Genomic DNA, 14,092 nt, shown 5'->3' with positions numbered 1-14,092 from the left:
TCAAATATTGCTCCTTATATTATACAATTATTGCGGAGTTTTGTAAAGAAAAAGTTTTTTCGGAAAAATTTCAAAAAATATCTTGTAACATGAGAATAAAAATGATATAATATATTGTGTGTGACTTTAAGCCGCATAGCTTTTATATAGATATAATATTTTCGGAGGCAATAATGAAAAGTTTATTTGCAAATGTCTGGACCAAGAGAGTAGTGTCTGTACTTAGTCTTGTTTATACATACTTTGTCATCAGACTATGCTATCTTTCGATTTTTTACACCATTGAAATAAAGGACCGTCTTTCGCTGTGCCTGGTTCTTTCAGGCTTATCACTCGCAGCGATCATCGTAATGCTGTATACCCGCAAACAGATGATCACGAGGATATGCAGCTTCATCATACTGCCGGCAATGCTTCCGGTGGTGCTTCTTTATTTCGGTGAATGGGGAATGATAATCCCTATAATCGCCGTAGGAATAGTTATACTTCTCCTTTCCGGCGCGGGCGAGGGAATAAAGACCGCTCTTGCCACAATAATACTCCTTATGTATATCTTTGCCGCACTGGGCTATTTCATGTTCACATCATTCTTTGTGGCTTCAGTGGAGGAGGACGAGATAGCAAAGGGCGTTTCACCCTCAGGCGACTACAGATACAGGATAGTCAATACATCTGACAGCTCTGACGGCAGCACGGCTATATATGTTGAACCCAATAATACCGATATAAGCAATTCGTTCGCCACATTCAGACTCAAGAATATGGAGCATATAGTCTATATTTCAAGACCCTCCGTGGACAGCATAGACGTCAGCTGGGACGTTCAGAAGCGTCAGGACATCACAAATTACTATAACTCGATCTCTGACAGGATAGAGGTAACAGTCACGGACGCTGAGCTGGAAAAGCTGGGCTTTACCTATGACAACAAGCTCACTCTCACAGATCTTTCGGCAAGCCGTAAGTTTGCCCTCGGTAAGACTGCCTCGGACGTAAGACCTGTGTATATCGACGAGCTCAATGCGGAGCAGCTGGATTTCTTCGGGATCGGCAAGGACGCTGACGGAAGATACTATGTCAAGGATCCCTCGGACGAGCTCATCAAGAAAAACGGCAGCGAGCCCGGCGAAATAATGTACTTCAATGAAATGAAGCCGAGAGCTCTGAAATACTTCAACAGCAAGAATGTGGATCCCCCTACGGGAATAACCTACTTCAACGTACAGAAGAACCATACGGTGATGCTCAATACTCTCAGTGACGCTCAGCTTGCTGATCTCGGCGTTTCTGACAGCGGCGATGTTATGTCCATCGTTATCCATAAGCATACCGGCGGAAAGAAAAAAGACGAGGATGAGAGGGACGCTGACAGCAGCAGTCAGAATGAAGCTTCCGAAAATCAGACAGAAGTGAAGGAGATAACCGAGAGCAAGGTGGTTTTCCGTTACTATGTGGCTGAGCTTGAAGACTATTACAATGCCGGAAGGAAATTCTCACTGGACCTTCTTAAATAAAACAGGATATCAGGGGCGCTGTGGACACAGATACTCCTCCGTATGCAGGAGCTGCCGCGGCGCTTTTTGAATATATTCACCAAGTTTATCAGGGATATTATCATTTAGAGAACAATAATGCAGGGGAGGCACCCTGTAAATATTCAAAAGGAGTGCAAATTTATGGCATATGTAATTGGTGTTGACTGCGGTACGAGCGGTACAAAAACTGTCCTTTTCGACGAGAAGGGAAGCGTTATCGCTTCAAAAACGATCGAATACCCCATGTATCAGCCTAAGAACGGCTATGCTGAGCAGGAGCCTGCAGACTGGGCAAACGCAATGATCGAGACAGTAAAGGCTGTTATGGCAAAGAGCGGCGTCAAGAAGGAGGACGTTAAGGGTATCGGTATTTCCGGACAGATGCACGGACTTGTTATGCTCGACAAGGATAACAACGTGCTCCGCCGTTCAATTATATGGTGCGACCAGAGAACTGCTGCCGAGGTAGAGGAAATGAACCGTATCGTCGGCAGAGACAAGCTCGTTGAGATAACTGCCAACCCTGCCCTCACAGGCTGGACAGCTGCAAAGATCCTCTGGGTAAAGAACAACGAGCCTGAGATCTACTCAAAGGTGGCTCATATCCTTCTCCCTAAGGATTATCTCAGATTTATCCTCACAGGAGAGTACGCAACAGAAGTATCGGACGCTTCAGGTATGCAGCTCCTTGACGTTCCGAACCGCAAGTGGTCGGACGAGCTCCTCAGCGCATTCGGCATCGACAAGAGCTGGCTGGGCAAGGTACATGAGAGCTGTGAGGTAACAGGTACTCTCACAAAGAAAATGGCTGAGACACTTGGTCTCTGCGAGGGTACTATCGTAGTAGGCGGCGCTGGTGACAATGCTGCTGCTGCTGTAGGTACAGGTGTTGTCGAGGACGGAAAGGCTTTCACAACTATCGGTACATCGGGCGTTGTATTCGCTCATACCTCAAATATATCTATCGACAAGAAGGGCAGAGTTCATACCTGCTGTGCTGCCGTACCGAATACATGGCACGTTATGGGCGTTACTCAGGGCGCGGGTCTTTCACTCAAGTGGTTCAGAGACAATTTCTGCATGACTGAGAAGGAAACAGCAAAGCTCATGGGCGTTGACGAATACTACCTCATGGACAAGCAGGCTGAGACAGTTCCCGTAGGCGCAAACAGACTTCTTTACCTCCCATACCTCATGGGCGAGAGAACTCCTCACCTTGATCCTGATGCAAGAGGCGTGTTCTTCGGACTTTCAGCTATCCATACCAGAAAGGATATGCTCCGTGCCGTTATGGAAGGCGTTACTTATTCTCTCCGCGACTGCGTTGAGGTGTTCCGTGAGATGAACGTAAACGTAAGCGATATGATGGCTTGCGGCGGCGGCGGTTCATCACCCCTCTGGAGAAGTATGCTGGCTGACCTCTACAACTGCAACGTAAAGACTGTTGCTTCAAAGGAAGGTCCCGCGCTTGGTGTTGCTATTCTTGCAAGCGTTGGCGCAGGGATCTACAGCAGCGTTCCGGAGGCTTGCGGCGCTATCATCAAGACTGACAAGGTACAGGCTCCAAAGGCTGAGAATGTTCCGGAGTATGAGAAGTATTATCAGCTTTACAGAGAGATCTATCCCGCACTCAAGGCTCAGTACGCAAAGCTTGCTACACTGTGATAAATACTGAAAGACTTTTTATCCGTCCGTTCAGACTGAGCGACGCGGAGGACGTCTTTGAATGGCGTTCCGATCCTGAGGTCAACAGGTTCATGCCTTATCCATGCGATGAAAGTGTCGGAGAGGTTCGGCAGCGCATAGAGGAATGGATAGCGGATAATGACAAGTATGCGATCGTTCTGAAAGCAACAGATAAGGTCATTGGCGATATAAGCCTTGAATGGTCCGGAAAGGACAGGGCTTATGAGATAGGCTATAATATAAACCGCGGCTTCTGGGGCAGAGGATACGCTACAGAGGCAGTACACGGACTTCTTGACTGGGCGGCAGCCAAGCTCGGAGCTCATGATTTTACGGCATTTTATGCCAAGGACAACGTTGCTTCAGGCAGAGTTCTTGAAAAATGCGGATTCGTAAAGGAGTATACAGGTCAGTATTCGCGTGAAAACGGGAAAAAAGTTTTTGAAGCATTGTTTGTAAGGCTTCATATTGAATAAAACAACAAAGGCGGACTTCCTGTCCGCCTTTGGAAATTGTGAGGGTGTTATGGACTATTCACTGCTGAAGAAATTTGCTGCAAGACAGAGGGGACTCCTGCTTGCTGAATGTGATGAAAGATCGGCATACTGCGGATTTATGCGGCTATGTGCTCTTGCCGCTGCGGATTGGTCAGCGGTGGAAGAGATCAGCGCTTCGCCAGAGGAGTTCCGCTGTGCACTTTTCAGGGAAAAGTGCGGGCAGCTCGCGGCAGAATATGGAGGTATTTTCAGCTTGTACGGCGAGCTGCCTGTTCCGCCGCAGCTTTTGGCTGACGGCGGAACAACAGCGGAACTCCTTGGGCTTGGGCGTGAAATGTTCAGTGATACAGTGGTACTGGGGTGGCTGCACCAGTATTATAACGAGCCGTACAGGAACGAGCTGTCCGCAGGACATAAAAGCAGCAAGCGCCTCAGCGCTGACAGGATAGCGGCGGCAACGCAGCTGTTTACACCGGACTGGATAGTGAAGTACATGGTGCAGAACACGCTGATACGTTTTTTGCGCAGTCACGGATATGATACTGACGGCGGCGGATACTATTTCGGTGATGACGCGGGCAGTGATAATGTTATCAGTCCTGAGAAAATAAAACTGATAGACCCCTGCATGGGCTGCGGAAACATTCTTCTGTATGCTTTTGACGTATTTATGGAGCTGTATCGTAAAAACGGCTGGTCAGGCCGGACAGCAGCGGAAAAAATACTGAAGTACAACCTTTTCGGACTGGAACTGGACGAACGTGCCTGTGCGGTGGCTGAGACCGCTTTAAGGCTGAAAGCCGGTGAATACGGCGCAGCAGTAAAACCTGAGGTGTATGATTTTTCCGATACTTCCGGAAGTATCGGATCACTCATAAACAGCGATGAGCTTGAAAAAGTCAGTGATAAGGCCGCAGCTATCGGTCAGATATTGAGAGACAAATACGACATTATCGTTACAAACCCTCCCTACCTTGGAAAATCTGCTATGGATCGGAAGCTTTCGGAGTTTGTCAATGAGAATTACAAGGATTACAGCGCTGATCTTTTCTCGGTTTTCATAGCGCGATGTATCAAAATGTGCGCAAAAAATGGTTATCTTGGCTTCCTCACACCCTCCACATGGCTCTTCTTACAGTCCTATGAGAAGCTGAGACGGCTTATCTACGAGGAATGCAGTATACAGACAATGCTTCACTTTGAGTATTCAGCCTTTGGTGACGCTACAGTGCCTCTCTGCGCGTTCACGCTGAAAATGGCGAAGGGCGGCAGGGGGAGCTATCTGCGCCTCTCCGGATTCAGGGGCGATATGGAGCTCCAGCGGCAGAAATGTCTTGAAGGGGTAAGCGGCGATGACTGTGATTTCAGGTTTGAAGCGGATACTGCTGATTTCCTGCACATACCGACTGCTCCGGTGGCTTACTGGCTGGGCAAAGAGGCTTTGAAGGCGTTTGATGGCGTGACCCTTGGAGAAACTGTTCCGGTCAGGGAAGGACTTATAACCGGAGATAATGACCGTTTTTTGCGGAGATGGTATGAGGTCAGCAATGACAGTATTGATTTTATGGTCAGTCATAAAAAGAAGTGGTGCCTTCTCAATAAGGGCGGCGAGTACCGCAAGTGGTACGGCAACAGGGAGTACGTCGTAAACTGGGAGAATGACGGCGCTGAGATAAAGAGCTTCCGTGACGGCAGCGGCAGACTTCGCTCACGTCCTCAGAGTCTTGACTACAATTTCAGACCCTCGGTAAGTCTGTCACAGATAACCAGCGGAAAGATATCCGTGCGTTATTTCGACGGGAGCTTCATGTTCAATGTGGCGGGAACAAGCGCTTTCCCGGAAAGTGAAAAGCAGCTCCTTCTGCTGCTGGGACTTCTCAACAGCAAGGCGGCTTCGGAGCTTGCGGCTGTGCTCAATCCCACGCTCAACATGAACCCCGGCGACCTTGCGAGACTGCCTCTCCCTGACTTTCCGGCTGACTGTCCGGAGGCAGAGGAGCTTGTACGGGAGAATATCTCTTTGTGCCGTGATGACTGGGACAGCTTCGAGACCTCTTACGGGTTCAGCAGACACCCTCTTGTCTGAGCTGCGGCTTTTTAGCGGAAGACTTGAAAATAAGTGTTGTAATCTTCACGGTTTTATGATATAATATACTATGTATTCGTATATGGTGTATTCGGAAATAATAACTTTTTGTAAAGGAGGATCAGAATGGCTATTACGGAAGCAGTTGAAAATTACCTTGAAACGATACTGATACTTTCACAGAAGCAGCCTGATGTCCACGCTATCGATATATGTTCCTATCTTGGGTATTCAAGACCTACAGTATCCATTATACTGAAAAAAATGAAGGACGAGGGCCTTGTTACCGTTGATGACGAGAACCATATCAGACTTACCGACGCGGGCAGGATAGTTGCAGACCGGATCTACTGCCGGCATACTGTACTTACGGATTTCTTCATACATATCGGCGTGAACCGGGACGTGGCGGCTGAGGACGCCTGCATGGTAGAACACGATATATCAGACGAGACATTTGATTGCATAAAGGCTCACTATAAAAAGATTTCTGAAGGAAAGTGACGTTGTAATATAATCTTTTTTCGGAGGCACTCAATGGGAAAATATGAAGAACTTAGGGAAAAACATCCCGTTTTTGTATATAAAGCATATTATGTGAACGAGACCCGTGACAGTGTTGAGATAGGCTATGAGTTTTCAATACCCGGTCTTGCGGAGTTCCGTCCGAGCTGGAGTTTCCATAAACCTGAGGGCTTCACTGTAAACGGCGATCTCAATTTTGACAGACTGGCTTTCTCTCTCGGTATGGCTGAGGCTGTCAGCTACTGGAAAGCCGTATGCTCCCCTGAATTCCGCGTTATGTGCGGAGAACTCGACGAGGAGCAGATCAGGTGGTGGAAGAAGCTGTGGTACATGGGACTGGGAGAACTCTTCTTTGTGAATGGTATCTCAGCGGATTTCGATACTTTTGTAAGGATAGTTCCCACAGGACATTTTGACAGCTCACTGAAGGAGACATACCGCAGTCCTGAGGGCTGTCTTGTTCCTATAGGCGGAGGCAAGGACTCGGCTCTGACGCTGGAGACTCTTCTCAGGGCAGGAAAGAAGTGCCTGTGCTATTCCATAAACAAGCGCCGTTCCATAAGCGATACAGTAGCTGCCGCAGGTCTCCCGGAGGAAGCTCTTATAACTTCTCACCGTCATTTCGACCGCTCCCTCATAGCTCTCAACGATAAGGGCTATATAAACGGGCATACGCCCTTTTCTGCCATAGTTGCCTTTTCCGCGGAGATAACAGCCTACCTAAACGGTCTCAAATATATCGTGCTGTCCAATGAATCAAGCGCGAATGAGAGCACAGTTGCCGGACAGGACGTCAATCATCAGTATTCAAAGAGCTTTGAGTTTGAAAAGGACTTCCATGAATATGAGGAGAAGTACCTCCGCACAGGACAGTATTATTTCAGCTTCCTGCGTCCCCTCGCTGAATTCCAGATAGCGAAGATGTTCGTTTCCTACAGGAAATACCTTCCCGTATTCAGGAGCTGCAACCTGGGAAGCAAGGTATCTCCAGATATATGGTGCGGAGAGTGTCCCAAGTGCCTTTTCGTATGCCTGATACTCTCACCATTTCTCAGCCTTGCCGAGCTGAAGAAGATATTCGCCAGGGATATGCTGAACGATGGGAAAATGATGGAATATTTCATCGAGCTCATCGGTCAGTCGGAGCATAAGCCCTTTGAGTGCGTGGGAAGTATAGACGAGGTCAATCTGGCCGTATCCCTTGCGGTACGCAGACTTGAACAGGAGGGGGAGAGGCTTCCGCTGCTGTTTGAGGAATATAAAAAACGGGGACTCTATCACCCTGAACATATCGATACCCTCAATGCCGAGTGCTGCGGTTCATTCGATGAGCAGAACCTGCTGCCCGACGAATTCAAGAATATACTGACTAAGGAAATGGAGCGTCTGCTTTGAATAGATTCTGCGAATATATAAATAAGTATACAGAGGGAAAGACTGTCTGCATACTCGGCTTCGGACGCGAGGGAAAGTCCACGTATAAGATACTGGAGAAGTATTGCTCGCCAAAGGCTGTAGTCATAGCCGACCTGAATCCCGTTGACCGTGAAGGGAACGGGCTCCCGGAAAGTGTTGAGCTTGTCTGCGGAGAGGGTTATCAGGACTGTCTTGACCGCTTCGACCTGGTCTTCAAAAGTCCGGGAATAGTTCTCGGAAAGAGCCCCTCGGAGCTTAAATGCAGGATAACCTGCGAAACACAGGTGTTCTTTGAGGTGTACCGGGAACAGATAATCGGTATAACCGGCACTAAAGGCAAGAGCACAGTCACTTCCCTGATATATCATGTTCTCCGTGAGAGCGGAGTTGACTGCCGTATCGCCGGAAATATCGGTATCCCCGTATTCGACATAGCCGAGGGCATGAAGGACGATACAGTTGTGGTCTGCGAGCTCTCCTGCCACCAGCTGGAATATATGACGGTCTCACCCAGGTCTGCCATATTCCTCAATCTCTATGAGGAGCACCTTGACCACTACGGCTCTATGGAGAACTACTACAGCGCCAAGAAGAACATCTATCTGCATCAGGACGTATGCGACGTGCTTTGGTGCAATTACGATATAAGAACGGACGATATACCGTCTATCGCGGTGACTGTCTCGAACAGCGATAAGGCGGCGGATGTTTTCGTCGAGAACGGCATAGTTTACGATTCCGACGATGAGGAGTACGAGATACCTGTCAGTGATATCAAGCTCCTTGGAACCCACAATCATTATAATATAGCCATTGCGTGGGACGTCTGCAAGGATATTGTGGAGGAAGAGGACTTCACAAGGGCTCTTTGCAGCTTCGACCCTCTTGCTCACCGCCTTGAATTCGTGGACACGGTGAGAGGTATACGCTGGTATGACGATTCTATCTCAACCGCCTGCGCTACAGCGATATCCGCACTGCAGAGCGTGCCCAAAGTAGGTACCATACTCATAGGCGGCATGGACAGGGGTATAGACTATCAGCCCCTTGTGGACTTCCTTTCGGACTTTGATGTAAGAGTTATCTGCATGGAGGCTTCGGGAAAGCGTGTGTATGATATGATACAGTCGAGCGGCTCTTTCAGGGATAAGGACAGGGTACACTATGCGGACCACCTTGACGGTGCCGTGAAGCTCGCCGCTGAGATAACTCCTGAGGGCATGAGCTGCGTTATGTCGCCGGCAGCTGCAAGCTACGGTATCTTCAAGAACTTCGAGGAGCGAGGCGACGCATTCAAAGCGCTTGTTTCAGAACTAAGAGCTAAGAATTAAGAACTAAGTAGGGGCGGATGATATCCGCCCTTTTTGTTATCCTCACGGATAATATAACATGAACGCTCCGTAGGGGACGGCGTCCCCTACGGAGCGAACCTCACGGATAATGCAACACTAATGCGCTTTATGAAAAAAAATTTTTGTTTTCTGTTACACTTTTTAAATGATATGCGTTACTATAAGTGAAGGCTGGTGTTTCAGCCTCAGAAAATTTATTTTAAAAGGAGTAATACTTATGAAAAACGCAATCAGAAAAATCGCAGCTGCCGCTATGGCTTTCACTCTCCTCGGAGCAGGTACAGCCGCAACAAAGTCTATTGCACCACAGAAGTCAAACACTACCGTTGCATCAGCTCAGGCATATATCCCAAGTAAAGCCTGCAAGCATACACATGGCTGCAAGAGAGTGAACGCTTATTCATGGACAACCAAAGAATCAGACGGTAAAATATATAAACATTATTATTACTATAAATGCTGCAAGGACTGCGGCGCTCCCACATCAGGACGTTTAAGTGACGTCGTTGTGGTCGGACGCTGGAGATAATAACAGATATAAGCAGGGGCGGATATTATCCGCCCTTTTATATTTGTTACACACAATCCAACTTGCTGCCTTGCCTTCCTTGCCTATCTTCATTTTATGCATTAACTCGCTAAATTACATTGCCCGGTAAGATATGCAAGATATGGAAGACAGCATTTATTTTATACGCCAGTACCATGCAGAATCTTTTTTGTAAGTTCTGATTTCCAGTTCGTTTTTTACTCTTCTCAATGAATCAATACTCAATCCTATCTCCTTCGCCTTTTCTGTCAGGAGCTCTATTCAAAGTAAAACCATTGAATATTGAAAAAGGTTTTTTGAAATTCAGCGTAATGAACAATTTGCCGTATATAATATTGTAGGTTCGTACCGGTTTGGAGAGCTGAGAGTTGGTTTAATTCCGAATTTACAGGCTAACGGCTGTCAGCTAAAGGCTTGTGCGTATAATATCCGCCCCTACTGGGCTATTATTGCTAAATTTATAATTAACTCTTGCAATTCACAGCAAGCTATGATATAATATTAACGATGGGGTCAGATCCCCCCGTAAATGAATTCTCAGGAGGAATTATATCTATGTTAACTTCAGCTACAGAAATGCTCAGAAAAGCAAGAGCAGGCAAATACGCAGTAGGTCAGTTCAATATCAATAACCTTGAGTGGACTAAGGCTATCCTTCAGACTGCTCAGGAGTGCAATTCTCCGGTTATCCTCGGCGTATCAGAGGGCGCAGGCAAGTATATGTGCGGCTTCAATACAGTTGCTGACATGGTAGCGGCTATGGACAAGTCACTCGGTATCACAGTACCTGTTGCGCTTCACCTTGACCACGGCTCATATGAGGCTTGCTACAAGTGCATTAAGGCTGGTTTCACATCTATCATGTTCGACGGCTCACACTTCCCGATCGCTGAGAATGTTGCAAAGACAACGGAGCTCGTAAACGCTTCTCACAATCTCGGTCTTTCCATCGAGGCTGAGGTAGGCGCTATCGGCGGTGAAGAGGACGGCGTTATCGGCAGAGGCGAGTGTGCGGATCCCGCAGAGTGCAAGATGATCGCTGATCTCGGCGTTGACTTCCTTGCAGCAGGTATCGGCAATATCCACGGCGTATATCCCGCAAACTGGGAGGGACTCAGCTTTGAGACTCTTGAGGCTGTAAACAAGGCTGTAGGCGAGATGCCTCTCGTTCTCCACGGCGGTACAGGTATCCCTGACGATATGATAACAAAGGCTATCTCACTGGGCGTTGCTAAGATCAACGTAAATACAGAGTGTCAGCTCGTATTTGCTGAGGCTGTAAGAGGCTATGTTGAGGCTGGCAAGGATAAGCAGGGCAAGGGCTTCGATCCAAGAAAGCTCCTGGCACCCGGTGTTGACGCAATCAAGGCTAAGGTAAAGGAAAAGATGGAGCTCTTCGGCAGCGTAAACAAGGCTTGATCGGCTTACATTACATAAAAATGATGCCTGAGTACAATGGTACTCAGGCTCTTTTTATTGTCCCGCATATGCAGTAAAAACGGTCTGCCGCAGTGGCAGACCGTTCAGCGAGGTATATATTCAATTGGTCACAGGACCGGTCAAGCTATCTTTTCTACCTTGTAGCCCTTTGCTTCAAGAAGGTTATCTACTCCGACATCTTCAGAGTAGTGGAGAGCGCCTACCATGAAGAGGCAGTTCTTGCCTTCCTTCAGGAGCTCTTCAGCCTTGTCAGCCATACCCTTGTTGCGGTCGTCGAGCATAGTCTTCTTGTATTCGTCGTAATCTCCCTTGAGCTCTTCGGGTATCTCGTCGATATCCATGTCCATATCGAACATGATGTCGCCGCTGCCGTTTGCCCAGAGCTCATAGATCTCGGCGATACACTCAGCGTATTCTTCGATATCGTCAATGTCGTTGAGAGAATCGTTAAGCAGATAATCCGCAAGATCGTCAGAATATGCGGAAAGAGCCTTTACCTGAGTATCAAGTGTCTCAATGCTGATAACTTCCTTGTTGTCGTCCTTTGCGAGATTCATGAAGTATGTGTCAGTGCCCTCTGTCACGAGGTTCTCAAGTCTGAGGAGCATAACTGAATTGAGCTGATTGAGGAAGAAGCCGGTGTTGTACTGATCGAGCATTGCGTTATAGCCGCCTACTGAATCAAAGTAGTCTGTAAGCTTCTTGTATGTCTCCTCTGAGATATGGTCCTTTATGGTGGTTCCGTCGCTGTAGATGAAGCCCTGCTGGAATTCGAGCATAGCTGAAGCGTCCTCCATGAGAGCTACTGTGTCGTACTCAACGGCGATAGAATCGCAGTTCTTGTAGATGTCCATGAGCTGATCGGGGTAATTTCCCGCTTTTTCGGGAAGAACGTGCATAGTACCGAGGAGATAGATAGAGTTTCCGCTTTCTGTATCAGTTACCTTCCAAAGTGGAGGATTGATGTCAGTGGTCTTGATATAGTTTTCTATATCAGCTGTTGAACCGAGCGGGTTGGCTTCACTGTCGGCGTCTGAAGTATTCTCTGTTGTTGCTTCTGTGGTATCAGCAGCTGTAGTGACGGTGGAAGCCTCTGTTGAAGCTTCATTTGAAGCGTCATTGTAATTGCTTGTTGATGATGATTTGTTGCATGATGCTGCTGTAAGCACCATAGCAAGTGCCATAATAAAGGCGGTTGTTCTCATTTTTTTCATTTTTGTTTTTGTCCTTTCAATACAAAATATAATTTATTATACTACTGAAAAAAACGGTTGTCAACGGAAAAGATAAAACATTGTACATATCCTGCTGTTTTCTACTCAGTTTCCTCAGGAATTAGTATAAAAAGCGTATAAAATACTTGACCTTTCCGATATTTGGGTATATAATGAAAATATGGTATTTTAAGCTCTGAATGAGCGGTGTTTCAAGAGGTCGTTTTATGGAAAGGATTCGCAGACATATTATTTTTTACGGTTATGTGCAGGGAGTGGGTTTCCGCTGGAGAGCTTCACATACCGCTCAGAAATATGGTATCACCGGCTGGGTGCGCAATCTTGACGACGGTTCAGTTGAGATGGAAGCAGAGGGAACAGAGCGTGATATAAATGACATGATAGATGTTCTGAAGGGTCATATATGGGGAAGTATCGACGATATGATCTCCGAGCATATCCCTGTGCAGGGCGATCATGTATTTGAAATAGTATGACAGCCTGTGAAATAGCTTGACAAAGCTGTTTGCAGATGATATAATAAACATCGAGCTTTGCTCCGACAGTTCGTTTGCGCCATCCTGTCGTTAATAAAAACCAGGGCATCCGGTATACTGCGGCTTTCTGCGCGGTATAGTTCATTATGTATGGATGCATCTGCCAAGGCAGGTGCTTTTTTATTTTGGAGTGATGATATGTACAGATTAAAGACCTCAGCCTCCTTTGACAGCGCTCATTTCCTTGCGGGATATGAGGGAAAATGCGCTAATATACACGGTCACCGCTGGAAGATAGAGGCTGAATTCTCAGGGAATGAGCTGGTGGAAGACGGCACAAAGCGGGGGATGCTCATAGATTTCGGAGACATCAAAAGCGCTGTACGCACTCTTGCTGACAGCTTTGACCATGCTCTCATATATGAGGAGGGCTCTCTCAGGGCTGAGACTGTTGCGGCTCTGAACGCCGAGAATTTCAGGCTGATAGCTGTTCCTTTCCGTCCCACGGCTGAGAGGTTCGCGGAATATTTTTACTTACAGCTCAGTGCTCAGGGACTGCCGGTAAGCAGTGTGGCAGTGTATGAAACTCCCGAAAACTGCGCGGTATATGAGGAAACGCCATGAAGTACCCGGTAGCTGAGAAATTCACGAGCATCAACGGAGAGGGACAGAAAGCAGGAGAGCCGGCGGTGTTTATCCGTTTCAGGGGCTGCAACCTCAACTGTACCTACTGCGATACCAGATGGGCGAACAGCAGCGACGCTGAGGCAGAGCTCCTCACAGCTGAGGAGATAGCGGCTTATGCGGATTCCACAGGAATAACGAATGTTACTCTCACAGGGGGAGAGCCGCTTTTGCAGCCGGATTTAGGCGTACTGACTGACCTGCTTATAAAGTCCGGACACAGTGTTGAGATAGAGACCAACGGCAGTATACTCATCGGGGAGCTTGCGGCAAGGCAGCTCCGTCCCTCCTTTACTCTCGATTACAAGCTGCCTGACAGCGGCATGGAGAGCAGTATGCTCACCGATAACTACATATACATCACAGGCAGCGATACGGTCAAGTTCGTTTCCGGAAGCCTCCGGGACCTTGAAAGGGCTGCCGCTGTAATAAAGGAGTATGACCTGATAAACAGGTGCAGAGTGTATATAGGCCCTGTTTTCGGCAGGATAGAGCCTGCGGATATAGTTGATTTCATGCTCGCACACCGTCTTAACGGCGTAAGGCTGCAATTGCAGCTCCACAAGTTTATATGGGATCCGGAAAAGCGCGGCGTCTGAAAGGAGAATTT

The 14,092-nt window shown here is 47.6% G+C and carries 13 protein-coding genes; 12 read left to right on the top strand and 1 reads right to left on the bottom strand.

The features are described from left to right. The first annotated feature begins 173 nt into the window (after positions 1-173). The 9 genes from QZZ36_RS10335 to fba all read left to right on the top strand — a co-directional run bounded on the left by QZZ36_RS10335 (position 174) and on the right by fba (position 11,066). Entirely contained in the window at positions 174-1,514 is a 1,341-nt protein-coding gene (locus tag QZZ36_RS10335) for a hypothetical protein (RefSeq protein WP_295081137.1), read from the top strand. Between the two features lie 162 nt (positions 1,515-1,676). Continuing rightward, on the top strand, positions 1,677-3,200 hold the full coding sequence (gene xylB, locus QZZ36_RS10330) for a xylulokinase (RefSeq protein ID WP_295081133.1): 1,524 nt from the start codon (positions 1,677-1,679) through the stop codon (positions 3,198-3,200). Continuing rightward, positions 3,197-3,697, top strand: a complete 501-nt coding sequence (locus QZZ36_RS10325; RefSeq protein WP_295081130.1) for a GNAT family N-acetyltransferase — start codon at positions 3,197-3,199, stop codon at positions 3,695-3,697. Before xylB ends, QZZ36_RS10325 begins: the two co-directional genes overlap by 4 nt. 49 nt (positions 3,698-3,746) lie before the next feature. Beyond that, positions 3,747-5,804 (top strand): N-6 DNA methylase, encoded by a 2,058-nt coding sequence (locus QZZ36_RS10320; protein ID WP_295081127.1) that lies wholly within the window; start codon positions 3,747-3,749, stop codon positions 5,802-5,804. 126 nt (positions 5,805-5,930) lie between these two features. Further along, positions 5,931-6,308, top strand: a complete 378-nt coding sequence (locus tag QZZ36_RS10315; protein ID WP_295081124.1) for a metal-dependent transcriptional regulator — start codon at positions 5,931-5,933, stop codon at positions 6,306-6,308. 33 nt (positions 6,309-6,341) lie between these two features. Next, complete coding sequence (locus QZZ36_RS10310) at positions 6,342-7,724, top strand: hypothetical protein (protein ID WP_295081121.1); 1,383 nt, start codon at positions 6,342-6,344, stop codon at positions 7,722-7,724. Further along, a complete protein-coding gene (gene murD / locus QZZ36_RS10305; RefSeq protein ID WP_295081117.1) occupies positions 7,721-9,076 on the top strand; it encodes a UDP-N-acetylmuramoyl-L-alanine--D-glutamate ligase in 1,356 nt (451 codons plus the stop codon). Before QZZ36_RS10310 ends, murD begins: the two co-directional genes overlap by 4 nt. A 238-nt stretch (positions 9,077-9,314) precedes the next feature. Continuing rightward, positions 9,315-9,626, top strand: a complete 312-nt coding sequence (locus QZZ36_RS10300) for a hypothetical protein (protein WP_295081114.1) — start codon at positions 9,315-9,317, stop codon at positions 9,624-9,626. Between the two features lie 576 nt (positions 9,627-10,202). Continuing rightward, positions 10,203-11,066 carry a class II fructose-1,6-bisphosphate aldolase gene (gene fba, locus QZZ36_RS10295; protein WP_295081111.1) on the top strand — a complete coding sequence of 288 codons (864 nt, stop codon included), beginning with the start codon at positions 10,203-10,205 and terminating at the stop codon, positions 11,064-11,066. Positions 11,067-11,206: 140 nt separating this feature from the next. Here the strand turns inward: fba and QZZ36_RS10290 are convergent, their stop codons facing one another. Continuing rightward, positions 11,207-12,301: a TraB/GumN family protein gene (locus QZZ36_RS10290; RefSeq protein ID WP_295081108.1), complete on the bottom strand. Its 1,095-nt coding sequence runs from the start codon at positions 12,299-12,301 to the stop codon at positions 11,207-11,209. A gap of 227 nt (positions 12,302-12,528) precedes the next feature. On the opposite strand from QZZ36_RS10290, the gene QZZ36_RS10285 reads away from it, so the two are divergent. From QZZ36_RS10285 to queE, 3 genes are all read left to right on the top strand, one after another. Continuing rightward, positions 12,529-12,798 (top strand): acylphosphatase, encoded by a 270-nt coding sequence (locus QZZ36_RS10285; protein WP_295081105.1) that lies wholly within the window; start codon positions 12,529-12,531, stop codon positions 12,796-12,798. A gap of 198 nt (positions 12,799-12,996) precedes the next feature. Next, on the top strand, positions 12,997-13,422 hold the full coding sequence (gene queD, locus QZZ36_RS10280; RefSeq protein WP_295081102.1) for a 6-carboxytetrahydropterin synthase QueD: 426 nt from the start codon (positions 12,997-12,999) through the stop codon (positions 13,420-13,422). Beyond that, a complete protein-coding gene (gene queE, locus QZZ36_RS10275; RefSeq protein WP_295081099.1) occupies positions 13,419-14,081 on the top strand; it encodes a putative 7-carboxy-7-deazaguanine synthase QueE in 663 nt (220 codons plus the stop codon). Before queD ends, queE begins: the two co-directional genes overlap by 4 nt. Positions 14,082-14,092: the final 11 nt, after the last annotated feature.

This window comes from Ruminococcus sp., from assembly GCF_016287535.1.
Lineage (GTDB): Bacteria > Bacillota > Clostridia > Oscillospirales > Ruminococcaceae > Ruminococcus.
The sequence above is the reverse complement of the archived record's forward strand: the minus strand, read 5'-3'. Positions and strand labels throughout refer to the sequence as shown.

Excerpts from the sequence above, each read along its gene's own strand:
- QZZ36_RS10335 (WP_295081137.1), top strand. The coding sequence starts at position 174 with ATGAAAAGTTTATTTGCAAATGTCTGGACCAAGAGAGTAGTGTCTGTA.
- xylB (WP_295081133.1), top strand. The coding sequence starts at position 1,677 with ATGGCATATGTAATTGGTGTTGACTGCGGTACGAGCGGTACAAAAACT.
- QZZ36_RS10320 (WP_295081127.1), top strand. The coding sequence starts at position 3,747 with ATGGACTATTCACTGCTGAAGAAATTTGCTGCAAGACAGAGGGGACTC.
- QZZ36_RS10315 (WP_295081124.1), top strand. The coding sequence starts at position 5,931 with ATGGCTATTACGGAAGCAGTTGAAAATTACCTTGAAACGATACTGATA.
- QZZ36_RS10310 (WP_295081121.1), top strand. The coding sequence starts at position 6,342 with ATGGGAAAATATGAAGAACTTAGGGAAAAACATCCCGTTTTTGTATAT.
- QZZ36_RS10300 (WP_295081114.1), top strand. The coding sequence starts at position 9,315 with ATGAAAAACGCAATCAGAAAAATCGCAGCTGCCGCTATGGCTTTCACT.
- fba (WP_295081111.1), top strand. The coding sequence starts at position 10,203 with ATGTTAACTTCAGCTACAGAAATGCTCAGAAAAGCAAGAGCAGGCAAA.
- QZZ36_RS10290 (WP_295081108.1), bottom strand. The coding sequence starts at position 12,301 with ATGAAAAAAATGAGAACAACCGCCTTTATTATGGCACTTGCTATGGTG.
- QZZ36_RS10285 (WP_295081105.1), top strand. The coding sequence starts at position 12,529 with ATGGAAAGGATTCGCAGACATATTATTTTTTACGGTTATGTGCAGGGA.
- queD (WP_295081102.1), top strand. The coding sequence starts at position 12,997 with ATGTACAGATTAAAGACCTCAGCCTCCTTTGACAGCGCTCATTTCCTT.
- queE (WP_295081099.1), top strand. The coding sequence starts at position 13,419 with ATGAAGTACCCGGTAGCTGAGAAATTCACGAGCATCAACGGAGAGGGA.